Raw genomic sequence first — 22,973 nt, 5'->3', positions numbered from 1 at the left:
TTCAGAACGCTCGGTGTCTATTCGGCGATGACGCGCACTGTGGCGTAGTCGAGGTAATCACCGAAAGCACGCACCGTTACGTTGGGGCTGGTCACCGTCGTCGTTGTGCCACCAACGAGGGGCACAACATCGTCGCGTTCGAAGAGTGATTCCTGAGCGGTCTGGAAGGCGTCGCAGCGAACGTCCTCATCGATCTCGGACAGCCCGGCAACGAGCGCTGCTTCGCCGTCCGGGTTCGAGGAGCCGGAGTAGTTGCGGCCGCCCTCTTCAACGCTCGGCCCGGTCACCCGGTCGAGAGAAGCGCTGATGACCTGAACCGTGTTGGCGTCCCCGATGAACACCATGTCCCAGTCGGATTCGCCGTTCGCGAGCGTGCTCCAGAAGGTGGCATTGTCGGCCATCGAAAGATCCACGCCGGCACCGGCTGCTGTCACCACCTCATAGAGGTAATCTGCTCCGTTGGTGAAGCTCGAGTTCGCGGTGTTTCCCAGCATCTTGATGCCATCCACGTTGCTCAGGACCTCAGCCGCAGCATCCGGGTCATGTTCCTCCAGCAATGACTCATCGGTATTCACGCAGGCGAAGCTCGACGGCACTATCGAGGTCAGCACCTCGCTGTTTCCGTTTGAGAACACGGTGTTGAAGGCATCCTGGTCAATCGCACGGGCGACAGCCTGGCGAGCTTCGGGGTTGTCCGCGAAAACCCTGCCCTCGCGCTGGTTGAAAATGACGTACGTCGTATAGCCCGTGACCTCTACCTTGTGGTAGCTGTCATCGCTCGCGAACCGTTCGATCGTGTTGTAGTCGGCGAGCTGCGCGAAATCGAGATCCCCGCTCATGATCTGGTTTGCCATTGTGGATTCGTCGCTCGACAGTGTGAGCTCGATCGTGTCTGCTGGCACCCCTTCGAGCGGTTTGCTCAGCTTGGGCCAAGCGTCGTAGTCCTCCCGCAGTGCGAGCGTGTAGCCAATGCCGGCATTCGATTCGCTGATCGTGTACGGACCGGAGAATGCGCCCTCGACACTTCCAGCGGCCAGGCCTTCGAGGTCAGCGAGACCCTCCGGACAAATGATGCCGGTCTGCGACGCGGTAAGGCCCGACTCGAGGTTCGTGAACGGCTGCGACAGCGACACCCGAACGGTACCGGCCTCGTCGTCCGGAGTGATCGTGGCGTCGCCCTGCCCAAAGACGAGCGCTTTCCAGGTTGAACCCGTCTCGGGATTGGCGAGATAGGACAGCGAATCTGCGACCACGGTTGGGGTTATCGGTGAACCATCGGAACACGTCGCATCGTCGCGAATCGTGAACAGGTACTCACTGGCTGACTCGACCTCCCACTCGGTTGCGAGCCCTCCAACCAGAGCGGAATCATCGTCGCGACGGATGAGCGTGTCGTAGAGGAAACTGTCGACCTGGAAAGTGTGCTGCCCCGCAGCCAGAACGGGATCGAAACTCGACGGGTCGGTGGATATCGCGATCGCAATCGAGCCGCCTGTTTCGGGAGCGCTCGATTCCCCATCTCCGGTCGAGCATGCCGCAAGGAATGAAACGGCGGCGACGGAGGAAATGACAATCGCGGTCCGCTTCACGGGCGTAGAGCGAGATGGTGAGATGAACATGGTGTCTCCTGGATCTGGAGTCGCGGTTTCAATTGCACGGCCGGAGCATTTGTGTGCCGAAACGGACGAGAATTGAATTCGACTCAAGAATTAATTCGCAGCTATAACGGCTGCGGTACCCGCTCTGTATTTGACCTGAGAGATTCACGGAAAGATCGTTCCCGCTTGCACCGTCGGTGTGGAACCATTGGGTTCCACTTTCCAGAGTTCCCGAATCTTGCCTGTCCTTTAGCCTGAGAGTTCTTGGGCGTTTTCCCCTTCGGCGCCGGTTCCAGTCCGGTCTCTCCAGGCAAAATTCATGAGGAGATGTTGAATTGATTCACCCTAGCAAAGCAGGTGTTTGTTTCGACAGGGTGTCAAGGGTCCGACGCCTCTATTAATTTGATCCAGTAATCGCCGTCGGCAGGGCTGGCTCCGCAGCTTTCCCAGGCAGTGCCCGTGAAACCGGGGGTATGACAGGGCCCCGAGTGTTTTCGTTGAAGCGACTTAGGCTGACGTCGTGAGCCGCAGAGAGGTTCACGACGACAGCACGAGGAGAGCCGCTCATGACCACAATCGGTATTCTGGGCGCCGGCCAGGCGGGAAGCACTCTCGCCCGCGCGGCGATTGCTGCGGGTTATGAGATCGTCATCGCCAATTCCCGTGGCCCGGAGACGCTGAGGGGCCTCGTCAGAGCGCTGGGTCCGATGGCGCGTGCGGCGTCAGCCGCGGATGCTGCCGCTGCGGCGGACTTCGCCGTTGCCGCCTTCCGGTACACGCCGACCGACACGCTGCCCGTCGCGGAACTGGCGGGGAAGGTCGTGATCGACAACAACAACTACATGCCCTGGCGCGACGGTAACTTTCCCGAGGTGACTTCGGGACGAAAGACGATTCATGAGTTGCGGCAGGAACAATTGCCCGAGTCAATGGTCACGAAGGCTTTTACTCACATCCAGTTTCACGAGCGCCACCTGATCCGTGTTTCGAGCGATGCACTCCCGGCGATACTCCGGCTGGCGAGGCCAGCGGGCGCACCCGACCGCAAGGCGCTGGTGGTCTCGAGCAACTACCCGGAAGCTGTCGAGCTGGTGACTCGCTTCTACGACGACCTCGGGTTCGACGCGGTCGACAACAGCCCGCTGAGCGAATCGTGGCGCAGCGCGCCCGGCACACCGATGTGGCGCCACCACGTCGACGGGCAGAGCCGCGACGAACTCATGCGCAATCTCCAGCGCGCCGAGCGCATCACTTCCTGACTGCTGGCACCCGACGCGCATCCCACAGCCCGGTGACCCCGGGCCCATAATCCCCCGGCGCGTGCGCCTCCGCGGACAGCGCCGCCAACCCGAACAGGAGATGTGTCCCATGAATGAGCAGACCGGGCTCAGCCCGGAAACCACTGAGCCGCGCCGAGGTTATCGCCTCAAAGTAGATGTGTGGGCCGATGTGATGTGCCCATGGTGCTACATCGGAAAGCGACGGCTGGAAGAGGCTGCACGAATCTTCGGTGCCGCTGAGCCGGGCGAGGCCCGCGACATCGACATCGAGTTCCACAGTTTTGAACTCGAGCCGGACATCGCTATCGGGCACACGCAGTCCGTATTCGACTTCAACGTTATGACTAAAGGGATGAGTCCAAACAGTGCCAGCGCGCTCCTGTCCCGGATCACCACCCGGGCTCGCGCCGTCGGCCTCGACCTGCACTTCGACACCGCGCTGCTCACGAACACGTCGCTCGCGCACCAGCTCATCCACTACGGCAAAGCGCGGGGCAAGCAGCTTCGGACAGAGGAGGCCCTGTTTGCCGCCTACTTCACCCAAGGCCGCAATATCTCCGACATCGAAGAACTCGGCCGGATCGCCGGGGAGCTCGGCCTCGACGCTGTGGACGCCATCCGTTCGCTGGAGTCCAACGAATACCTGGACGCGGTCCGCGCTGATGAAGCCCGAGCCCGGTCCTACGGGATCAACAGTGTTCCCTTCTTCGTCATCGACGGCAGATACGGCGTTGAAGGCGTCCAGAGCGCGGCGGCCATCACCAACGCGCTGGAGCGAGCGTGGGCGGAGAGAGATGGAACGACCGCCGCTTGAGCGGCCCGAGATTTGTCTTAACGACTCGCCACTGGAACTCTGACGCGAGCATCACGGTCACCGTTGGAGGCTTTTTGATCGCCCTCGGGAGCTTTCTGGTGCCCTGATTCGTCGATGGCTTCGGGCTCCGCTAGAAGAACAAGCCCCGCTGGGCCAAATGAAGACTGAGTCAGCAGCTCAACCCATGCTCGATTCAGCGCCGGCGTTTCGTTGGCGGTGTAGTCATATCGCAACGAGAGAGTGGGATGCATCCAGATGGTCGTTCGTCCACCCTCCGGGACTGGCCAGCTGAAGTAACACGACTCGCCTCGGCGTAATTTGGCACCGATCACTATTTGAAGATGCGCTAGCGTGCGGTCTTCAAACTCGATAGGGGTGCCGCCGTCGTACGTAAAAGTACCCATAGAAATCTCCTGAAATCGTCGGTTTGCACGTCCCAGGGTCCGGGGGAATCAGCTACACATCCATACTAGGTCCGCACCAAACCCAGCGCTAATAACTTCTTCTGGCGGGCGTGCTCTGTCAGGGGGAATTAATCCACATCGGTGAGCGCCTCAGGAGGCGCTGACCGACGGACGGACACTGCCCCGACCGCACCCGGGCTGTCGCGTTCCTGCCCCTGGACATCGGGGATGGTGGCACGGTTTACCGGAAGTATGGCTTGCGGCGGATCCATTCGGCGATGGTGACCTTGGGTTTGCCGTTCACCATCGTGACGGTGAACACTCCGGTGTCGACCATCCGGTGGTGGAACCAGCAGAACAAGACTCCGTTATCGAGATGGGTGGGCCCACCTTCGGAGTACGGGATGATGTGGTGGGCTTCGCAGCGGGTGGCCGGGATCTGACAGTCCGGCATCGCACAGGTGGGTCCGTCGCGGGCGATCATGCCCATTCGCTGCGTCCGGTTGAACCCGCGCTGATCATTACCGAGGGCAACAACCGTGCCGTCGGGGTCGATGAACACCGGGATGATGCTCGCATCACAGAGAACCTGGCTGATCGTTGACGCCGCCACCGGTGCGTTCACTCCCACGATCTGGCCGGTACCGGTCTTGGAGTCGATCACGTCCGCGTTGACCGTCACCACGACGGTCGGTGCTGCGCCGGTCACTGATGGTGCGTCCCCGGAGCGGGCGAGGGCGTCGATCATCGCGGCGAACACGTCAGCGCGTTGCTGCCCCGCGGTCCGCCGGGCCCGGACCGGTTCGCTGAACTCCGCACCGGGACTGGCGTTGGTGCCTTGCGCCGCGTCACCGGTGTCCGGATTGGTGCCGGCCACCGGCGACGCACCGGATCCGAAGGCCCCGCGTCATCGGTTCCGGTGCCACCAGCACCACCGCCAGTTACCTCGCCAGCATCAGTGGCCGTGGGGCCGTACCGGTCCGCGGTCTTCGGGCTCAGCACAGCATCGAGCAGGGCGTGGAGTTTCGCGCCGACATCAACGGTGACCTGCCCTCCGAACTTCACCAACCCGTCCTTCGCGGCACGGGCGATCCAGAAATCGCGTTTCTGGAACGCTTTGTCGGTATTGGGTTCGATCCCGTCTTCATCCAACCGGTCCCGCCACTGCCGAGCCTGAATCCCCACCAGATCGGCGGACATCGGTAAGCCGCCGCGCCAGCCCGCACCGACCGCCTCACTGACCAGGGTGCGTTCAGCAATCGCGAGGTGTTCCACCTCGGCACGGGGCGCGGCCAGCGAGAGTTCCCGGGTGATGGCTTCGGCGGTTTCCACCCCGATCAAACCCTGACGGAACGCGTCCCCGACCACGGGGAACAACGGCGGCAACGGGAACCCAGCGTCAGTGAGGCGCCGGCAGGTGCGCTGCCCCACCCGGATGAGCCGGGATGCGGCCGCAGAGGACACCCCGGTGATCACCTCGATCAGGTGCGACGGACGCTGGTAGTTGTGCTTCACCGCCAACCCCTCGTTGCCACGGGCCGGGTCTGACCGGTCCGCGACCTCGGCACTCAACGCCGCGAGGACCGCTTCCCCGGCACGCACCACCCCGGCGACCTGACCCAACTGGGTCAACAGCTGTTCCCCGGTCAACCGGTCCAGATGATCCAGGTCGAGAACATCGACCACCTGCCCCAGGTGGGTGAGCAGCCCGGTGAGCGCACTCTCACCCTCCGGAACCGACGCCGGCGGAAAGTCGCTCACCGCGAAACTCATGACACCCGCACACCCCCACCAGCCAACACAACAACGGCGAGAAGTGCGGCCAGACCGGACTCCGCCAGACCAGAACGGTGACGAATCGGGCTGCTGACCGGGATGTTCATGACTTCAGTACACACCCAACCACTGACATTGAAACCGCCGCACTGGAGGCTTTGCAGCAGCATCCGCCCAGGCGTTCGAACGCGACCCTGAACGGTGTCGGATCGGGCTGCTGACCGGGATGTTCATGAGTTCAGTACACACCCAACCACTGACATTGGAACTGCCACATTGGGGCCTCGCACCGGCACCATCCCGGGCGTTCAAACGCGACCCCGAACGGTGTCGGATCGGGCTGCTGACCGGGATGTTCATGACTTAACTACACACCCAACCACTGACATCGGCGTTGACCGAGCTTCAGGCTCTGACCGCGGCATCCGGCACCGACTTTGGTGCCCGGGATCAGGGGCAGTGGCGGCTTTTCGGGAGGAGATTCGCCGGGGCGAAGCGCGACAGCGGGCTGGCCGCCCGGTTTTTCCTCCCGGGGCTCCAATGGCACCTCCGGGACTCCAATGGCACCTCCGGAACCGGGGTGATTCCTCCGGGACCGTGGCGGCATTTCCGCGAGCATGCCTCTTACCGAGGCGAGACGACCTGCGCGTTGCTTCTCGACGCTTTCAGGAAGCCGCTCGCAACATCCCACAGGCCGGTTACCACAACCGCCGCGGCGGTGATGCCCGAGATCCACCTGGCGGTGTCGGCATTCCAGTCGACGCTCGACAGGAACGACCAGTCGAAGACCTGGTCGGTCGTGAGCAACCAGAGTGCAGGAATCATGAACAGCAGGCCGGCGCCGAGGTTCACAGCAGCGAGCGCGTGCGTCCAGCGCCCAACCGCGAAGAGCACCACGGCGAAGACGGCCTCGAGAACCAGCACAGCGATCAGGTACGGCAGCCAAAAATTCGACAGGTGCTCCTGCAAAACCAGAACCGGTTTTCCCTCCAGATAGAGCAGAGATCCGACCCGCTGCCAGAGGAGCAGGCCGATGAAGAAGGCAAGGAGAATTACCGTCGCGATCGTGTCAGCGAGCGAGACCTGATTGCGTCGCTCGACCGGCGGAAGCATCTCAGGAACCCACGCCCGGAGCCCGAGGGAGCTGCGGCGGGCACCCGTGCGTTGCAGAATTGCGAACACGAGGGTCACCCAGAACGCCACCTGAATCAGCAGACCGATGCTTGCGCTGAGAGCGGCGCTGAAGGCGGTGATTGGATCTTCCGGCTCGATGACCATCCGAACGACAAGCACACCAACGAAGGATGTCGCGCCCACGATCCAGAGGAGGAGCTTCAGAACGCGCACCCACGAGAGGTAGAGATCGGGTCCGATCAGGTACAGCGGCTGCTCGGCGTAGCGTGCGGCCAGCTGACGAGGGTCACCAAACTCCGTGAGCACCGTGCTCTCCGCTTCGGCAGGCGCCTGGCCATTCTCAATCCGCGCCTCGACGGCATCCGTTATTGATCCGCGCAGTTCACGATCGATATCGTCGCGCTTCTCTTCGGGGATGGACTTAAGGGCGGCGAAGACGTAGCGGTCGGTGAGAGTCGTCATGATCGTCCTTCGTTGAGCTGGTGAATGGAGGAGTGAAGGTCATCCCACTCCGCGAGGAGCAGGTCGAGCAGTTCGCTGCCCTTCTCACTGGTGGTGTAAAACTTGCGGGGCCTCGCCTCGTCCGTGTCCCAGGAACTGGTCAGCAGTCCCTGCTTCTCGAGGCGGCGCAGGAGCGGGTACAGCGTGTTTGCCTCGACGGCAAACCCCGCTTGCTCGAGAGCTTCAAGGAGGCCGTAGCCGTATCCGGGTCGCTTCAGCACGGACAGGCAGGCCACCACGATCGTGCCCCGCCGCAGTTCCTGCAGGTGTCCGCTCAAGAGGTCGTCGTCCATGCTCACACCATAGTGTGTGTCGCACACTATGCGCTAGTCGCACACCATGTTGTGGTACGCCATTCTGACTGTCAATCTCTGACAGAACCGCTGTAACGAGGACGCTACCTCGGACCAGCAACACCAATCAGATTGCCCTCCGGATCGGCGAAATGGCCGACCACGAGCGCGCCGCTGGGATTGCGCGCTGGACCGAGCACTCGAGTGCCACCCAGCCGCTCGGCACGCACGAGCGCGTCTTCCACATCGTCCACCCCAACGTAGAAGAGAGCGTGCGGCGCGAACTCGTGCCCGCCTCCGATGCCGCCCGCAATGGGACCCCCGGCCGCGTCACTGACGAACCCGTACTCGCCCGCCTCCGAGATTTCCGGGGCAACGGGCGAATCGGTGTCGGCAGTCCAGCCGAACAAAACGGAATAGAACCGTCGCAAAGCACCCGGGTTCCGACCGATGATCTCGAAGTGCACGACGGGATTGGGCACGGCTCCCCCTTCGAGAGATGGCGCTCGTCACGGCGATGCAGCCCGCCCGTCGGCGACCCCACTGATGCGGACACTGTACACAGCTGCGTGCCCCGTGTGAAGGGTGCCGCCGTGGTGGACTCTTTGCCCCGGTGAGTGGTTAGGTAGGCATGCGTCACCGTCGGAGTTGCCGCGTCTGCGAAAGGAATCACCGTGAAGACCTTTACCCTGCCGAACACCGAAATCGTCGCCCCCAACGTGGTCCTCGGACTCATGCGCATTCCCGACAAGACGGACGATGAGGTCCGGGAGCTCGTACACACCGCCCGGGATGCCGCCATCGACTTCTTTGACCACGCGGATGTCTACGGGAACGATCTGCACGGATGCGAGCGACGATTCGCGGAGGCGATGAAGCTGAGCACGTCGGATCGCGACGCCATCACCATCCAGACCAAGACCGGGATCGTGCGGGAGGGACCGTACTTCGACTTCTCCTACGAGCACATCATCGAGTCGGTCAACGGATCGCTCGAGGCGCTGCAAACGGACAGGATCGACATCCTGCTCCTTCACCGCCCCGATGCCCTCGTGGAACCGGAAGAAGTTGCCCGCGCCTTCGACGAACTTGAAAGCGCCGGCAAGGTGAAGTCGTTCGGCGTCTCGAACCACACCCCTCGACAGATCGATCTGCTGAAGCGATATGTGCGGCAGCCCATCGTGGCCAACCAGCTTCAGCTCTCGATCACCCACGCTCCCATCGTGACGCAGGGCGTCGCGGCGAACATGCTCGGCGAGCAGCAGTCGGTCACGCTCGACGGTGGTGGGATCGTCGACTACTGCCGCCTCAACGACATCACGATCCAGGCCTGGTCGCCGTTCCAGGCCGGGTTCTTCACCGGGGTCTTCCTCGGATCCCCCGAGTACGCGGAGCTGAACGCCGCCATCGATCGACTGGCCGCCCAGTACGATGTGCCGCCGATCGCGATCGCGACCGCGTGGATCACCCGCCACCCGGCCCAGATGCAGGTGGTGCTCGGAACGACGAACCCAGAACGCGTTGCTGGCGCTGCCCTTGGCTCTGAGATTCCACTGACCCGCGCCGAATGGTACGAGTTGTTCCGCGCGGCGGGCCACATCGTTCCGTAGGCCACACCGGAGACCCTTCACGCACAAACGCACGCACGCACGACAACTTCCGGCGCCAACCTCTGGAGGCTGGCGCCGGAAGCGCTGGTGATCGGATGCTCGGCGTCAGTCTTCACAGAAGGCCGCGTCGACTGCCTTCGTTACTGCCCTGTAAGTGTCCATCATCCGGGGCTCGTCCTCCTCGGCGATGAAGGCCCAGGGCAGAGCAGTGACGGCAACGCTAAATGCCGTTCCGTCGGCTGCGACACCGTTGCGAGTCTGAAAGCCGTGGATGTCGCCACCGTGGCCCCAGATCACGCCGCCGCAGCTCAGCGGGTAGCTCTGCAAACCGAGACCGTACCCCGCCCCAGGCCACAGGCCTTCATCGGCCGGCACGGTCTTCTGCATCTCGGTTGCCATCTCCTCGCCGAGAAGTCGACCGTCGAGAACCGCCCTCATGAACTCATTCAGGTCGCTCGGGCTTGCGACGACCTGGCCGGCGGCCCAGCCCCATGACGGGTCGAGTGTGCTCACGTCGTAGAACTCGCCATCCGCGTCCTTGTGATACCCCGAAGGGTGCTCCCCGCGGAGTGACATTTCGCCGACGGTCGGGAAGTAGGTGTGTTCAAGCCCCAGTGGCTCAATGATCCGCTCGGTGATCACCTCGAAGAGCGGCCGTTCGGCCAGGCGTTCGATCAGAAGGCCGAGCACCAGGTAGTTCGTGTTGCTGTACTGCCAGCGCTCACCGGCGGCAAAGCCCGCCGGCTTACTGAGCGCGATATCGAGGAGGTCGCGCGGCGATGTGTAGACGCCCTGTGCCTTCTCAAAGTCCATCGCGATCTCGTCGGCGTATTCGGGGAGTCCTGACATCTGCTGCAGCAAATGACGCACGGTGATGCGGGTGCCGTCGATGCCATCACCCGTGACCAGACCCGGCAGGTAGCTGTCGATGGGCTCATCAAGAGCAACCTGACCGTCCTCGACGAGCTGCAGCACGGCGACGGATGTGAACGTCTTCGAGTTGCTCCCGAGCCGCACTTCCCCGTCGACGGGTACGGGTTCGTCGGTCGTGAGGTTCCCGACGCCAGCCACGTAATCCTCGTGCTGCCCGTCGGGGCTGGTGAATGAGGCGAGCGCTGCGGGAAAGCCGAGTTCGACCAGGCCGTCGAGGTGTTCCTGGATGACCGAACTCTTCGCGGTCTCCTCCTCCTCCACCGGTGCGGCATCCGACCACGCACCGGCACCCCACGCACCGGCCACCAACGCTCCGACGGCCAGCACGCTGGTCGTCGCGAGGATGACGCCACGGCGCCTGCTCGGCTGGGATTCCGTCGGTTCGACGGTGTTCTGTGATTCCTGCTGGTTCATGGACATGTCGTTTCTTCCCTTGTGATGAGGTGGTCCAGGCTGAGTGAGCTGGATCGTGTTGAGACTTCTGCTGTCCGAATCGGACACGTCCAGCCTCGCCAGATGCACACGCTCGCGCCCCGCCCGGAGGAACAGGATGAGGACTGTCCTTGAGGATGGGGCGCTCGTTCGGCGGCCGCAGCACGCTGGGGACATGACGAATTCCACATCACCAGCCCTCGCGATTCGCGGGCTGAGTAAGTCCTTCTCCGGACATCCCGCGGTAGAGGACGTCTCATTCGACGTCCTCGACGGCCGGGTTGTCGGTCTCCTCGGCCCCAATGGCGCCGGCAAGACCACCACCACCCGCATGATCCTCGGCCTCGCCTCGCCCGACAGCGGCGAGGCACTCATCCACGGACGCCGGTACCGCGACCTCGAGCAGCCGGCCCAGACCATCGGGGCACTCCTTGATTCGGCAGGACTGCACCCTGGCCGCACCGGCAGGGAGCACCTCCGCATCGCCGCAGCGCAGATCGGCGTGGCACAGCCCCGGATCGACGCCGTGCTCAAGGAGGTTGACCTGAGCACAGCGGCCGATCGACGGATCGGTGGCTACTCGCTCGGCATGAAGCAGCGACTCGCTCTGGCAGCAGCACTGCTCGGTGAGCCGTCCATCCTGATCCTCGACGAGCCGGCCAACGGCCTCGACCCTGCGGGGATGCACTGGCTTCGCGAGCTCATCCGTTCCTTCGCGGATGCCGGCGGCTCAGTCCTCCTGTCGTCCCACGTCCTGTCAGAGGTGGCGCTTGTCGCCGACGACATCGTCGTGATCGCAGCGGGCAGGGTCGCGGCATCCGGCGACCTGCGTTCCACGGTCGACGCCCACGGAGGAGACCTCGAGAGCTACTATCTCGACCTCACCTCGACAAGTGCGGGGGTGCGCTGATGATCCGCGCAGAACTGCTCAAGGTCACCACGACTCGAGCCACCAAGGCAGCGATCGGCGTCGGCATCGCCGGTCTCATCGCAACACAAGTCACCCTCGTTACCGTTCTGCCCGCACTCGCGAGCGGCGCCATCGGCCCCGGCCGGGAGGCGCTGGGAGATGACCTTCCCGCGTTCGAGCTCACTTCAGCGGCGGCACAGCTCGCCGCGGTCAGTCCGCTCGGTTCTTCAACGGGCGCTGGTTCCATCGGTATCGCGGTGCTCGCGGTCCTGATCCTCGGCGTCCTCGCGGGCACCACCGACTACCGGTTCGGCGGGATCGTTCCCACGGCACTTGCGGAACCCCGTCGTGGACGAATCCTCGCGGCGAAGGTGGGCGCAATGGCCATCGTCGGGGCGGTTGTCGGGGTCGCGTACGCGGTCGTCAGCGTTGCGACGCTGCTGATCTCACTCACGCTCGCACAAACCGACCTGGCCGTCAGCATTCCGGACCTTCTCGGGGTGCTGGGACGCGGTGCTCTCGTGGTTCCCCTGCTCGGGCTCCTCGGCCTGGCCATCGGCATCCTCGCGCGCAATCAGCTGGCGGGAGTGCTCATTACGCTCGGCGTGCTCCTGTTCGAACTGATCGCGCAGGCCACCATCCAGCTCGTCACCGGCTCATTGCCGGTCTGGGCGCAGCTGATGCCCCTGTCACTCGGACAGGCGGCCGTCTCACCGGGCGTGGCGGGCAGCATCCCGCCTCTCATCGCCGTAGCGGCACTCGCGGCCCTCGTGGCCGTGGTGACGGCAGCGGCGGGAGCGGCAATGCGATCCCGTGACATCTGAGCACCCCGTGCCGGACAATGGTCGGATGACCACACCACCCCGCCAGAGCAGCGTTCGCAACGCGCTCTGGCGGGGTACTCCCGTTGTGCTGACGGCTCTCCTCGGCATCGGCTACGTGATCGGGGTGGCAGTTATCGACAGCGAGTCCGCCGGCCAGAGATACCCCTGGCTTCCCGGCGTGATCGTGATCGCCCAGGCGGCGACCCTGCTGGGGCGGTACCGCGCCCCCGTGGTCGTACTCATCGCTACGTCGGCGCTCGATGTCCTGATGCTGCTCATCTCTTCCGGAGAGGCGAGCACCGGCACCTTCGCGGTCATCATCGCCGTGTATTCGTATACCCGCGAGCGCCGCGAGGCCTCCCATTACCTGCTTCCCGCTGCCATCGCTGTGGCATCCGTCATCGTCACGATCGCCACCGTGCAGTCCAGCCTCGAAGTGCCCGGCGAGCTGGCGCTGCCGTTCGCATTACTGCGTGCAGCTCTCACGTTCGGCCTGCCGGTGATCCTTGCCGAGGTCGTCGACGGTCGCGCCAGGCTCGTTGAGGCGTTGCGTGAACGGGCGGATGCCGCCGAGAGAGAAAGAGAACGTCTGGCGCAGGATGCCGTGCGTGAGGAGCGCGCACTCATGGCACGGGAACTGCACGACATCGCCGCCCACCACCTGACGGGCATCATCGTCAGCGCCCAGGCCGCTGACGCGTTGCGGGCGACGGATCCGGACCGCGCTGGTGAATACATCCGCCGCGTTCAGAGTGACGCTCGAACCACGCTGAATAACCTTCGCCAGACGGTCGGCCTGCTCCGCGCCGACGGAGAGGGTTCGCTCGCCCCCGTTCCGTCAATCGAGCAGCTGCCGGGACTCATTGCCGAGGCATCCGCCGCGGGAAGCCCTGTGTCGCTGTCGGAATCCGGTACTCCGGTCGATATCGGCCCGCTCACCGGCATCACCGTCTACCGGATGGTGCAGGAATCCCTCGCAAACGCCGCCAGGCACGCACCCGGGTCGCCTCGCACCGTCGAGCTGGATTACGGCGAGAATGCCCTGCGCGTGACCGTGCGGAACGGGCCGGGTTCGCAGGCTGTGGCCCAGGAGGTGGACTCCCGGCCCCGGTTTGGTCTCGTCGGCATGGCGGAACGCGCCGACCTGATCGGCGCGAGGCTCACAACCGGGCCGAGCCCCGACGGCGGCTGGGCGAACAGCCTCGAGATCCCCTACGACGGAGTGCAATCGTGATTACCGTTGCCATTGCCGACGACCAGGCCATCGTGCGGGCCGGCCTGTCCGTGATCCTCAATCAGGAGGAGGACATCCGGGTGGTCGGTGAGGCGAAGGACGGCCACGAAGCCGTCGCTCTCGCGAAGGAGCAGCACCCGGACGTGATCTGCATGGATATCCGGATGCCGGGACTCGACGGTATTTCGGCGACGAGAGCGATCGTCTCCGACCCGGCAAACACCACGAGCGTGCTCGTCGTCACCACGTTTGATCTCGACGACTACGTCTTCGGAGCGCTGGAAGCTGGCGCTGCCGGCTTCCTGCTCAAAGGAGCCGACGAGCAGACTCTGCTCGGTTCCATCCGTTCCGTCGCCCGTGGTGACGGAACGCTCGACCAGCGACTGACCCGAAGGGTGATCTCCGAGTTCGCCAACCGAAGGAGGCAACCGGATCGCATCCAGACCCCGCCTTCTGTGCCGCTCACCGCCCGGGAACTGGAAATTCTGGTGCTTCTGAGCGAGGGACTCTCCAACCAGGAAATCGCAGAGCGGTTGTTCATCGAGCTCACGACGGTGAAGTACCACCTCGCCGGCATCCTCACCAAGACCGGGGCACGGGACCGGCTGCAGGCCGTCGTGTGGGCCTTCACCAACGGTGTCGCTCCGTCGGGGATGTAAGGCGGGGACGTGCTGAATCAGATGGACCGTTCCCTGCTCCAGGCGTGCCTGAATGGCGCGAGGTCGGCCAACGCGCACCCCAGGCTCAGTGCAGCACCGATGACCGCCGAGGCGATCGGGGCGGTAAGCGATCGGCGGACTCGTGCGAGCCCGCCGATCGCCTTCCGCCGCTCTGAATCAGTCCTCGAGCGCGAAACTCGTGTACTGCTCGGCGTTGCTGGCATCGATCACGACGCAATCGATGGACTGTTTCTCTTCAGCGCCGGTCTCACCAGTGCGGATGAACTCGTCAGCCTGCTGAACGGCCATCTGCGAAATAAGCACCGCCGGCTGCAGGCCGGTCGCAACGAGCTTGCCGTCCTTGATGGCCTGCACCGCGTCGGGGCTGCCGTCGAAGCCGACGATCTTGATCTTGTCGAGCAGCCCGGCAGCCTCGACGGCCGCAACGGCACCGAGCGCCATCGTGTCGTTCCCGGCGATGATCCCCTGGATGTTGGGATCACGCTGCAGCAGCGTCTCGACCTTCTGGAACGCCTCGTCCTGGTTCCAGTTGGCAGTTTCTTTCGCCGCTGGCACCAGGTTCGGGTACTGGGAGATCACGCTCGCGAAGGCCTCCGACCGCACACCGGCGTTGGTGTCTGACTCTTTCCCGGTCAGTTCGATGTACTTCCCACCATCGGGAAGGGCAGCGACGAACGACTCGGCAACGGCGGCCGCGCCCTGAGCGTTGTTGGCAACGATCTGAGCCTTGGCAATTCCGTTCTCGTTGATCTCCCGGTCGATGAGGAAGACGGGAACCCCCGCTTCCTCGGCTTTGGTGATGGGACCGATCGATGCGTCAGCTCCCGCGTTGTCGAGGATGATCGCTTTGGCACCCTTGCTGATCGCTGAGTCGATGAGTTCGCTCTGCTTGTTCGGGTCGTCGTCGTGGGACGCGACGGACGTCTCGTATCCGAGCTCCTCCGCTTCTGCCTTGGCGGCATCCGCCTCTGCCTTGAAGAAGGGGTTCTCCTGTGCCGGAGTGATGATGGCGATAAGGCCACCGGCCTCGCCGGAACCATTGCCGGAGTCCCCGGAACTGCCGGAGCCCCCTGAGCCGCCTGAACAACCGGCCAGGCCGACGATGGTGAACACTGCGATTGTCGCCGTCAGAATCTGTCGCTTCATTGCTTCAGCCTTTCGTTTTCTTGGTGTGCCGCGGTGCACCCACCGCGGTGTGGGGTCTCGTCAGGGCATGGTTGGCGCCGATGCCGGTTCAGCGTGGTTGCCGGCGGCAAGAGCCGCGTTCTTCGACCGCTTGATCCGCTGTTGAGCCTGGTCCAGCATCACGGCGAGGATGATCACGGCACCCTTGATGGTGATCTGCCAGAAGGTGGAAACACCGACGATCACGAGTCCGTCACTGAGAAAACCGATGACGAAGGCGCCGATGAGCACGCCGCGTACGTTTCCTCGGCCACCTGTCAGCGCGGCGCCACCGATGACCACAGCCGCGATGGCGTTGAGCTCGAATGATTCCCCGAGCTGGGGAGCAGCGCTCGTCAGCTCAGAGGAGATGATGAGACCGGTTGTCGCCGCGCAGAATCCACTGATCATGTAGACGCGCAATTTGACCCGACGCACCGGCACACCCGAAAGCTCAGCGGCACGCTCATTCCCTCCGGTGGCGTAGACCCAGCGACCGAATGGCGTGCTCTTGAGAACAAAAGCGGCGACAAGGGCGAAAACGACCATGATCCAGATGGCGGTCGGAATGCCAAGAAGACGACCGCCGCCGATGATGTTGAAGCCTGTGTTTCCCAGGGCTTCCTCCCCGCCAAGGCGCGGATAGGTGGAGCCGTTTGAAATGAGCAACGCGGCACCGCGCGCGACGTACAACATCCCGAGGGTCGCGATGAAGGGTGCGACGTTGAACTTCGTTACGAGCAAACCGTTGACATAACCGACCAGGGTGCCGACGGCGAGTGAGCAGAGGACCACGACCCACACAGGCGGGTACACAACGACGCCGAAGGCATCAAGCTGCCACCCCTGCAGCAGCACGCCGGCGACGACACCGGACAGCCCCACTGTGGAACCGACGGAAAGGTCGATGCCGCCCTTGAGGATGACGAACAGCATGCCGAGCGCAAGAATCGCGTTGTATGCGACGTGTTTGGTCATGGTCAACAGGTTGTTGAACGTCAGGAAGGAATCGGACAGCAGCGCGAAAATGATGATCAGGACAATGAGAGCGATGAACGCGCGCCCCTCGAGAAGGATCCCGAGGTAGTCGATCTGTCGCTTTCCAGCGCTCTTGTCTCGATTGCCGGGCCCACCGCCGTCGGTCGACGGACGCATGCCCGTTGTGGTTGCAGTCACTTCACGAGTCCATTCTCTGGTTTCGCAGCCTCGGTTGATTCGCCTGAGGCCACCATCAGGCCTTCTCGGTCTGTGTGTTTCGGATCGAACTCGCCGACGATGCGGCCCTTCGAGAGCACGATCACACGGTTGGAGACGCCGAGGGCTTCCCCGACCTCGGACGTGGCGAAGAGGACGCCAAGGCCGCGTTTTGCCTCACGCGCCATGAGTCCGAAGATCTCCGCCTTCGCTCCCACATCTATGCCTCGGGACGGTTCGTCGAGCAGGATCACCTCCGGCTCTGTCATGAGGATTTTGGAGATCACGACCTTCTGCTGGTTTCCACCCGACAACGAGGAGATAGCGGCATTGGGACCCGAGGTCTTGACGCGGACATCCGAGACCACCTTGTCGATGCTGGCGCGTTCGCTGCGTCGGTCCAGGACAATCCCTTTGACGAAAGCAAGCAGATTCGCCAGCGATGCGTTCTCACCCACCGACATGGTTTGAACCAGACCGTCGCGCTGCCGGTCCTCGGGCACGAGCGCGAGTCCGAGTGCGATGCGCTCGGCGACAGATTCTCCCTGGATCACCCGCCCCTTCAGCCGAACTGTTCCGGATTGGATCGGGATGCGCCCGGCGAGTGCTTCCAGGAGCTCCGTGCGGCCGGCTCCCATCAGCCCGTAGAGGCATACCACCTCGCCGGCGCGGACAGAGAGGGAGAGGTCGTCGACGGCCAGGCGCGCCGGGTTGGACGGATCGGCGATGACGATGTTCTCCAGTTCGAGAACTGGCTCGCCGAACTCCTCGAGGAGATCCGGTGACAGGTCGCCAACGTCCCGGCCAACCATGTTCGAGATGACCCAGCCGAGGTCGATCTCGTCGCGGTCGCCTGTGGCTACAAGATCGCCATCGCGGAACACCACGGCGTGGTCTGCAATCTCGAGCGCCTCTTCGAGGTGGTGTGAGATGTAGACGATGGCGACGTTCTCGGCGGTCAGTTCGCGGATCAGTTTGAACAGCACCTCGACCTCGCTTCCGCTCAGCGCGGAGGTCGGTTCGTCCATGATCAGCACCCGCGCATTTCCGGCGAGCGCCCGGGCAATCTCAACCACCTGTTGCTGGCCAAGACGGAGGTCTCCGACAAGAGTCCGAGGGTCGAGCCGCTCTTCGAGCCGCGTCATCAGCCGCGCGGTTGTCGCGTTCTCCGCACCGTAATCGATCACAACACCACCCCTGGTGCTCTCACGTCCCATGTAAATGTTGTCTCGAACATTGAGGTTGGGGGCGAGGCTCAGTTCCTGGTGGATGATCGCGATACCTCTGGATGCCGCATCGACGGTGTCTCGGAGGCGCAACGGTTCACCGTCGAGCTCGAGGGTGCCGGATGTCGGAGACTCGACGCCGCTGAGGATCTTCATCAGCGTCGATTTACCCGCTCCGTTCTCACCGAACAGCACGGTGACGGCCCCTCGTCGAATCGAAAAATCGACACCTTTGAGTGCCCGGGTGGCACCGTAGCTTTTCGTGATTCCGATGGCGCGCATCACAACGTCGTTGTCGCTCATTGCCCCACCTCAAATTTCACCGGAACGACCGAGACAAGTGCCGGGTTCACCCTGGTGAACGCACCGGTCACCGTGACGGTCTTGCCCTCGAGGACTGCGGGGTCGACATCGGCGAGCACTTGCTCCTTGACGAGGGTGTTGAGCGCGGTCGCGACTTCCTGAAACTCGAGCTGGTTGGTGAAGTCGTTGAACTTGACGGTCCCCGTGGCATCCCGAATCGCTGTGCCATTGATGGCCGGGCCGATCTGGACCTGCACGACTGTTCCCTCGGGGAGCCCGTCGACAGTGACCGGCAGGATCGATCCGTTGGGCGCACCGGCGATCCCGGTAAACGTGACCGGGTATGAATAGGCACTGGACGACCCGGCCGTGTTCCCGAAGTCCGCTTCGTCAGCTCCTGCCGCGAGTTCACCGAGGAGCATTGCGAGATCCACCGCGTCGTCGCTGATCGCCGGAGCGATGTCCTCCTCGAAATGCTCGGCAGCGTACTCGTCGGGTTCGAAGGCGCCCGCTTGCGAGGCTTCTGCGGCCGCGTCGATCGACAGAACCCGCGTGCTGGTTATTGCAGCCACGATCACGGCGATAGACAGCACAACGCCTGCGAGTCTCACATAAAGGCGACGACGTGGTGCGGTGAGGGACATTAACCGCTCCTTTGCGGGTCAGGTGTCTCATGCAGTGGCGACAGGTCACTCGACATTGAGGATGCTGCGTTATTTTCGGTTACTTCACGGCGTGCCCATCCTCTCCCACAGGAGTCGTTTTGGTCAACCGGTTTGCCTGAATCCGCTTCGATAACGGCGCTGACGCCGGAAGCCACTACCTCAGCCGACGATGGCCCACCCGTGCGCCGCGAGCCGTCCCGGGGTCTCCCGCGTTGCCGGATCCGCAGCCAGTACACCGCCTTCAACGAGTGGGAACGTGTCATCGCCGAGGTTCAGGGCGACAGTGATGCTCTCCCCCTCCCAGACCACATCGACCTCGAGGTGCTCATTGCTGAGAGCGCGCGGTTCCGCGGTCGTGGCGCGGTGAAGCCACGGGTGGCGCCGCCGCAGGCCAAGAAGCTCCTGGTAGAGCGGCTCGATCGCGGGGTCGACGACCGACACCGAGGCGGGACCGTCAATCGGGAACTCCGGGCGAATGACGTCATCACCGCCAGCGCGCTCCTCCTTCACCCCGCGGAAACCCCACTCGTCACCGGCGTAGACCGTCGGAGTTCCCCCGAGCGTGGCCAGCAGCACGATCGCGTGCGGGTGATGACGGGCATCCGTGATCGCGGACGCGATCCGGGTGACGTCGTGGTTTCCGATGAAGGTCGTCGGAACAAACGAGCTGAGCATTTCATTGTGGCGGCCGAGCGCCCAGGCCAGCTCCCAGAGATTGCCCTCGTCGATGCTCGACCAGATCGCCTTCCACAGCTCGTACTGGGTGACGCTGTCGACGGTTCCCTCGCTGACGAACGCGGCGTACTCACCGTGGATCACCTCGGCTTCGAACCAGGCATCCGGATGAGTACGGCGCACCTCGGGCAGAACTGCCGCCCAGAAGTCTGTCGGCAGCCGGTACGCGGCATCCAGCCGCCATGCATCAGCACCCCGATCGAGCCAGTGCCGCATCACGTCGACGACGAGGCGTCTGGTCTCCGGCTGCGCCGGGTCGAGTTCAACCAGGGCGTCGTGGCCCTCGAACGCGACCAAGCCCCCGTCGCTGGTTCGCTTGAGCGCCTCTGAGTCCTGCGCAACGAGCGGGTGCTCGCGTCCGACGTGGTTGAAGACGCCGTCGAGCTGGACGCGGAGGCCTCGTGCGCGCGCCTCACCGACGAGGGCTGCGAAGTCCTCATCGGTGCCGAGGCGAGGGTCGATGCTGAAGTGGTCGGTGGTGTCGTACCCGTGCGTCGACGACGCGAAAATAGGTCCGAGTGCGATTCCGGACGCGCCGAGTTCGATGACATGGTCGAGCCACGGGATCAGGCGGAGCAACCGGTGCTCATCCGCTGTTGCAGGCCCAGCGTCTGACTCGGGAAATGCGCCGACGAACCCCAGCGGATACACCCGCCACCAGATCACGTGGTCCACCCATTCGGGTCCGGTGTGGGCTGTCACGGATCCTGACGTTTGGCTCATTACTTGACGATACCCGCTCGGGGTGGGCGCCTGAGAAATGCGGGCGACCGCGCCCGACGCGGGTGCGTCGGGCGCGGTCGTAAATGCTCTAGGCCGTTTCGATGTCGGAGAAGAGCCCGGTGAAGGGTGTTCCTGTGCCCACAAGCCGCTGGAAGAACTCGCCAGCGGCGGGTGTAGCGACAGCGGCTGAGGCATCGTCGTAACTGTCGAAGTACAGGTCGAGGGTGCGATGCGACGGCGTGGGAGATCCGTCTTCCTTGGGCCAGACCTTCGCGGACTCCGTGCGGCGCAGCCCGGGGAGTTGCTGGGCCAGCGAGACGATCTCGGGGTAACCCGCTTCAAACGCGTCCGCGTCGGCGGGGTTATCGATGATGATGGTGATCTTCGTGGGCATTTGCTTCTTTCCTTCCAGTGGGTTTGTGTTCGTTTGGGTGTTTGCTCGTTGGGTTGGGGCAGGCTCAGTTCGGCCGACCGTAGGTTTCGAGGAGTCGGAGCCAGACCTCGCTGATGGTGGGATAGGAGGGAACGGCGTGCCAGAGCCGGTCGATCGGGACTTCACCGACAATCGCAATGGTTGCCGAGTGCAGCAGGTCTGCGACATCCTGACCGACGAAGGTCGCCCCGGCGACGATGTGGCGGTCCTCATCGATGACGAGTTTCGCGTGGCCTTCGTAACCATCGGCGTGCAATTTCGCTCCCGCAACCCAGCCGAGGTCGTATTCCACGACTTTCACATTCATTCCGCGAGCGCGCGCTTGCGCTTCGGTAAGGCCGACTCCGGCAACCTCGGGATCGGTAAAGATCACGTGCGGCACGGCCGCGTCATCAGCGGTTGCGACGTGACTGCCCCAGGGAGCATCATGCACGTCGCTGCCGCCGAGCCTGGCAGCGATAACCTCGCCCGCGGCCCGGGCCTGGTACTTGCCCTGATGCGTGAGGAGCGCGCGTCCGTTCACGTCACCGACGGCGTAGAGCCAGTCGGTGCCCGTGACGAGCATGGTGTCATCGACGCTCAGCTTCTCTCCGGGGGTGAAGCCGACCGCGTCGACGCCGAGGTCGAGGGTGTTCGGGCGGCGGCCAGTGGAGATGAGGATTTCGTCCGTCACCACCGTGCTGCCGTCGTCGAGTGTGGTCGTTACAACGCCGGCCTCGTCGCGGTGAACACCCGTCGGACTGACGCCGATGCGCACGTCGACACCCATCTCCCCGAGAGCCTTCGTGACGAGTTCCCCAGCAAAGGGTTCCTCGCGTTCCAGAAGAGGACCCCGTGACAGAAGAGTCACGTCGGAGCCGAGAGAGGCCCAGGCTGTGGCGAGTTCGGTGCCGGCGACACCTCCGCCGAGCACCAGCAGCCGGGCCGGAGCGGTCGACGCACTGGTCGCTTCGCGGGTTCCCCACGGGTTTGCCGCGGCGAGCCCCGCGATGTCGGGCAACACGGGAACCGAACCTGTCGCGACCGCGACGGCCCTCGCTGTGTAGTTCCGGCCGTTCACGTCGAGGGTGCGTGCGCCGGTGAGGCGAGCGTGACCCCGGATCAGATCGATGCCGGCGGAGTTCAACCAGTCGACCTGGCCGTCATCCTTCCACTCGCTCGTGAATGTGTCCCTGCGGGCAAGAACCGCCGGAACATCCAGTTCACCGGTGACCGCCTGCCGAGTGCCGTCCAGTCGCTGGGCGGCACGAAGAACGTGCCCGCTGCGCAGCAGCGCCTTGGAAGGCATGCACGCCCAGTAGGAACATTCACCACCGACGAGTTCCGATTCCACGATCGCGACCCGGATGCCACGCTTCGCGGCGTAATCAGCCACGTTTTCTCCGACGGGGCCTGCCCCGATCACGATCAGGTCGTAGTCAGGGACGGACCCCTCGAATGCGCCGGCCATCAGGCACGCGCCGAGCGAGTCAGGCGGATGGCGGAAATCAGGAAGAGCACGCCGCCCAGGGTCGCGTAGCCAGCGATTGACGTCACCATGGTGGATCCGCCAAGTCCCTGAGCGAGGAACGCGAAACCAACCAGGACCGACAAACCGCCGCTGACGATCAGCGGCACCTGGCCGCCCAGCTTGCGGCGAATCAGGCCGGTCACCAATTGCGAGGCGCCCGAAAGCACCGCCCACACGCCCCATACCGCGAGTACCGCGCCTGGAGACACGAGCGAGGCCCAGCCAAGGGCAACGGCGGCCAGCACACTGCTGACGATGTTGATGATTTCGCTGGCCCGGGACCGTGACGTTGTTCCAGCCGCCCGCAGCTCGGTCAACACGGAGAACGCGTCAACCAGCGGGTAAATGATCACGAGAACCGTGAGGAGTGGCGCCGCGTTCGGAGCCGCAAACGCCAGCAGCAGTGCCCAGACAAGGGCAAAACCGAAGCGGGAGAAATAGACCCGGCGCAGTGTCCTCGCAAGAGGCACGGCCGCACGGGTGTCGATGGTTGTCACCAGAATTCCTTTCACAGAGTTTATGTAGACGAACTAGTACCCCTACAATGGACACTCTAGAGTCGTTACCGACAGCAACGCAAGCAAAAGTTTCAAAAAA

23 protein-coding genes and 1 riboswitch are annotated in these 22,973 nt (G+C 63.8%); of the genes, 7 read left to right on the top strand and 16 right to left on the bottom strand.

What is annotated here, in order from left to right; translation table 11 throughout:
• Positions 1-17 precede the first annotated feature (17 nt).
• On the bottom strand, positions 18-1,619 hold the full coding sequence (locus AC1C2M_RS07285) for an ABC transporter substrate-binding protein (RefSeq protein WP_495435782.1): 1,602 nt from the start codon (positions 1,617-1,619) through the stop codon (positions 18-20).
• Positions 1,620-1,830: 211 nt separating this feature from the next.
• Positions 1,831-1,918, bottom strand: a riboswitch (glycine riboswitch).
• 246 nt (positions 1,919-2,164) lie between these two features.
• On the opposite strand from AC1C2M_RS07285, the gene AC1C2M_RS07280 reads away from it, so the two are divergent.
• Positions 2,165-2,857: an NADPH-dependent F420 reductase gene (locus AC1C2M_RS07280; protein WP_495435781.1), complete on the top strand. Its 693-nt coding sequence runs from the start codon at positions 2,165-2,167 to the stop codon at positions 2,855-2,857.
• Between the two features lie 109 nt (positions 2,858-2,966).
• Positions 2,967-3,692 carry a DsbA family oxidoreductase gene (locus tag AC1C2M_RS07275; protein ID WP_495435780.1) on the top strand — a complete coding sequence of 242 codons (726 nt, stop codon included), beginning with the start codon at positions 2,967-2,969 and terminating at the stop codon, positions 3,690-3,692.
• A 17-nt stretch (positions 3,693-3,709) separates the two neighbouring features.
• Here AC1C2M_RS07275 and AC1C2M_RS07270 read toward each other — a convergent pair whose 3' ends face one another.
• The 6 genes from AC1C2M_RS07270 to AC1C2M_RS07245 all read right to left on the bottom strand — a co-directional run bounded on the left by AC1C2M_RS07270 (position 3,710) and on the right by AC1C2M_RS07245 (position 8,282).
• On the bottom strand, positions 3,710-4,096 hold the full coding sequence (locus AC1C2M_RS07270) for a DUF7882 family protein (RefSeq protein ID WP_495435779.1): 387 nt from the start codon (positions 4,094-4,096) through the stop codon (positions 3,710-3,712).
• Positions 4,097-4,337: 241 nt separating this feature from the next.
• Positions 4,338-4,856, bottom strand: a complete 519-nt coding sequence (locus tag AC1C2M_RS07265; protein WP_495435778.1) for an HNH endonuclease signature motif containing protein — start codon at positions 4,854-4,856, stop codon at positions 4,338-4,340.
• The gene (locus tag AC1C2M_RS07260; protein ID WP_495435777.1) at positions 4,841-5,857 is read right to left on the bottom strand and encodes a DUF222 domain-containing protein; all 1,017 of its coding nucleotides are present in this window, start codon (positions 5,855-5,857) and stop codon (positions 4,841-4,843) included. The genes AC1C2M_RS07265 and AC1C2M_RS07260 overlap by 16 nt, the downstream gene beginning before the upstream one ends.
• A gap of 639 nt (positions 5,858-6,496) precedes the next feature.
• The gene (locus AC1C2M_RS07255; protein ID WP_495435776.1) at positions 6,497-7,468 is read right to left on the bottom strand and encodes a permease prefix domain 1-containing protein; all 972 of its coding nucleotides are present in this window, start codon (positions 7,466-7,468) and stop codon (positions 6,497-6,499) included.
• Positions 7,465-7,800, bottom strand: coding sequence for a PadR family transcriptional regulator (locus AC1C2M_RS07250; RefSeq protein ID WP_483405072.1), 336 nt, complete (start codon positions 7,798-7,800; stop codon positions 7,465-7,467). Before AC1C2M_RS07250 ends, AC1C2M_RS07255 begins: the two co-directional genes overlap by 4 nt.
• A gap of 104 nt (positions 7,801-7,904) precedes the next feature.
• On the bottom strand, positions 7,905-8,282 hold the full coding sequence (locus AC1C2M_RS07245) for a VOC family protein (protein ID WP_495435775.1): 378 nt from the start codon (positions 8,280-8,282) through the stop codon (positions 7,905-7,907).
• A gap of 192 nt (positions 8,283-8,474) precedes the next feature.
• On the opposite strand from AC1C2M_RS07245, the gene AC1C2M_RS07240 reads away from it, so the two are divergent.
• Positions 8,475-9,410, top strand: coding sequence for an aldo/keto reductase (locus tag AC1C2M_RS07240; RefSeq protein WP_495435774.1), 936 nt, complete (start codon positions 8,475-8,477; stop codon positions 9,408-9,410).
• A gap of 105 nt (positions 9,411-9,515) precedes the next feature.
• Here AC1C2M_RS07240 and AC1C2M_RS07235 read toward each other — a convergent pair whose 3' ends face one another.
• A complete protein-coding gene (locus AC1C2M_RS07235; RefSeq protein ID WP_495435773.1) occupies positions 9,516-10,763 on the bottom strand; it encodes a serine hydrolase domain-containing protein in 1,248 nt (415 codons plus the stop codon).
• Positions 10,764-10,950: 187 nt separating this feature from the next.
• On the opposite strand from AC1C2M_RS07235, the gene AC1C2M_RS07230 reads away from it, so the two are divergent.
• Genes AC1C2M_RS07230 through AC1C2M_RS07215 form a run of 4 tightly spaced genes read left to right on the top strand, consistent with a single transcriptional unit; the run spans position 10,951 to position 14,402 of the window.
• Positions 10,951-11,685, top strand: a complete 735-nt coding sequence (locus AC1C2M_RS07230; protein ID WP_495435772.1) for an ATP-binding cassette domain-containing protein — start codon at positions 10,951-10,953, stop codon at positions 11,683-11,685.
• A complete protein-coding gene (locus AC1C2M_RS07225) occupies positions 11,685-12,509 on the top strand; it encodes a hypothetical protein (protein ID WP_495435771.1) in 825 nt (274 codons plus the stop codon). The genes AC1C2M_RS07230 and AC1C2M_RS07225 overlap by 1 nt, the downstream gene beginning before the upstream one ends.
• Positions 12,510-12,534: 25 nt before the next feature.
• Positions 12,535-13,743, top strand: coding sequence for a sensor histidine kinase (locus AC1C2M_RS07220; RefSeq protein WP_495435770.1), 1,209 nt, complete (start codon positions 12,535-12,537; stop codon positions 13,741-13,743).
• Positions 13,740-14,402: a response regulator gene (locus AC1C2M_RS07215; protein WP_495435769.1), complete on the top strand. Its 663-nt coding sequence runs from the start codon at positions 13,740-13,742 to the stop codon at positions 14,400-14,402. Before AC1C2M_RS07220 ends, AC1C2M_RS07215 begins: the two co-directional genes overlap by 4 nt.
• Positions 14,403-14,579: 177 nt before the next feature.
• Here the strand turns inward: AC1C2M_RS07215 and AC1C2M_RS07210 are convergent, their stop codons facing one another.
• The 8 genes from AC1C2M_RS07210 to AC1C2M_RS07175 form a co-directional block, all read right to left on the bottom strand.
• Entirely contained in the window at positions 14,580-15,569 is a 990-nt protein-coding gene (locus AC1C2M_RS07210; RefSeq protein WP_495435768.1) for a D-ribose ABC transporter substrate-binding protein, read from the bottom strand.
• Between the two features lie 60 nt (positions 15,570-15,629).
• Positions 15,630-16,763 (bottom strand): ABC transporter permease, encoded by a 1,134-nt coding sequence (locus AC1C2M_RS07205; RefSeq protein WP_495435767.1) that lies wholly within the window; start codon positions 16,761-16,763, stop codon positions 15,630-15,632.
• The gene (locus tag AC1C2M_RS07200; RefSeq protein WP_495435766.1) at positions 16,760-18,310 is read right to left on the bottom strand and encodes a sugar ABC transporter ATP-binding protein; all 1,551 of its coding nucleotides are present in this window, start codon (positions 18,308-18,310) and stop codon (positions 16,760-16,762) included. The genes AC1C2M_RS07205 and AC1C2M_RS07200 overlap by 4 nt, the downstream gene beginning before the upstream one ends.
• Complete coding sequence (locus AC1C2M_RS07195; RefSeq protein ID WP_495435765.1) at positions 18,307-18,954, bottom strand: DUF2291 family protein; 648 nt, start codon at positions 18,952-18,954, stop codon at positions 18,307-18,309. Before AC1C2M_RS07195 ends, AC1C2M_RS07200 begins: the two co-directional genes overlap by 4 nt.
• 180 nt (positions 18,955-19,134) lie before the next feature.
• Positions 19,135-20,433, bottom strand: a complete 1,299-nt coding sequence (locus AC1C2M_RS07190) for an alpha-amylase family glycosyl hydrolase (RefSeq protein ID WP_495435764.1) — start codon at positions 20,431-20,433, stop codon at positions 19,135-19,137.
• 88 nt (positions 20,434-20,521) lie between these two features.
• Entirely contained in the window at positions 20,522-20,827 is a 306-nt protein-coding gene (locus tag AC1C2M_RS07185; RefSeq protein WP_495435763.1) for an EthD family reductase, read from the bottom strand.
• Between the two features lie 64 nt (positions 20,828-20,891).
• Complete coding sequence (locus tag AC1C2M_RS07180; protein WP_495435762.1) at positions 20,892-22,316, bottom strand: dihydrolipoyl dehydrogenase family protein; 1,425 nt, start codon at positions 22,314-22,316, stop codon at positions 20,892-20,894.
• Entirely contained in the window at positions 22,316-22,873 is a 558-nt protein-coding gene (locus AC1C2M_RS07175; protein WP_495435761.1) for a hypothetical protein, read from the bottom strand. The genes AC1C2M_RS07180 and AC1C2M_RS07175 overlap by 1 nt, the downstream gene beginning before the upstream one ends.
• Positions 22,874-22,973 lie beyond the last annotated feature (100 nt).

It is taken from the genome of Mycetocola sp. Y444 (assembly GCF_059445295.1).
The sequence above is the reverse complement of the archived record's forward strand: the minus strand, read 5'-3'. Positions and strand labels throughout refer to the sequence as shown.

What these genes read in the sequence shown, in the direction of transcription:
- AC1C2M_RS07285 (WP_495435782.1), bottom strand. Translation starts at nt 1,619, where the DNA reads ATGTTCATCTCACCATCTCGCTCTACGCCCGTGAAGCGGACCGCGATT.
- AC1C2M_RS07280 (WP_495435781.1), top strand. Translation starts at nt 2,165, where the DNA reads ATGACCACAATCGGTATTCTGGGCGCCGGCCAGGCGGGAAGCACTCTC.
- AC1C2M_RS07275 (WP_495435780.1), top strand. Translation starts at nt 2,967, where the DNA reads ATGAATGAGCAGACCGGGCTCAGCCCGGAAACCACTGAGCCGCGCCGA.
- AC1C2M_RS07270 (WP_495435779.1), bottom strand. Translation starts at nt 4,096, where the DNA reads ATGGGTACTTTTACGTACGACGGCGGCACCCCTATCGAGTTTGAAGAC.
- AC1C2M_RS07255 (WP_495435776.1), bottom strand. Translation starts at nt 7,468, where the DNA reads ATGACGACTCTCACCGACCGCTACGTCTTCGCCGCCCTTAAGTCCATC.
- AC1C2M_RS07250 (WP_483405072.1), bottom strand. Translation starts at nt 7,800, where the DNA reads ATGGACGACGACCTCTTGAGCGGACACCTGCAGGAACTGCGGCGGGGC.
- AC1C2M_RS07235 (WP_495435773.1), bottom strand. Translation starts at nt 10,763, where the DNA reads ATGTCCATGAACCAGCAGGAATCACAGAACACCGTCGAACCGACGGAA.
- AC1C2M_RS07230 (WP_495435772.1), top strand. Translation starts at nt 10,951, where the DNA reads ATGACGAATTCCACATCACCAGCCCTCGCGATTCGCGGGCTGAGTAAG.
- AC1C2M_RS07225 (WP_495435771.1), top strand. Translation starts at nt 11,685, where the DNA reads ATGATCCGCGCAGAACTGCTCAAGGTCACCACGACTCGAGCCACCAAG.
- AC1C2M_RS07220 (WP_495435770.1), top strand. Translation starts at nt 12,535, where the DNA reads ATGACCACACCACCCCGCCAGAGCAGCGTTCGCAACGCGCTCTGGCGG.
- AC1C2M_RS07210 (WP_495435768.1), bottom strand. Translation starts at nt 15,569, where the DNA reads ATGAAGCGACAGATTCTGACGGCGACAATCGCAGTGTTCACCATCGTC.
- AC1C2M_RS07200 (WP_495435766.1), bottom strand. Translation starts at nt 18,310, where the DNA reads ATGAGCGACAACGACGTTGTGATGCGCGCCATCGGAATCACGAAAAGC.
- AC1C2M_RS07195 (WP_495435765.1), bottom strand. Translation starts at nt 18,954, where the DNA reads ATGTCCCTCACCGCACCACGTCGTCGCCTTTATGTGAGACTCGCAGGC.
- AC1C2M_RS07190 (WP_495435764.1), bottom strand. Translation starts at nt 20,433, where the DNA reads ATGAGCCAAACGTCAGGATCCGTGACAGCCCACACCGGACCCGAATGG.
- AC1C2M_RS07185 (WP_495435763.1), bottom strand. Translation starts at nt 20,827, where the DNA reads ATGCCCACGAAGATCACCATCATCATCGATAACCCCGCCGACGCGGAC.
- AC1C2M_RS07180 (WP_495435762.1), bottom strand. Translation starts at nt 22,316, where the DNA reads ATGGCCGGCGCATTCGAGGGGTCCGTCCCTGACTACGACCTGATCGTG.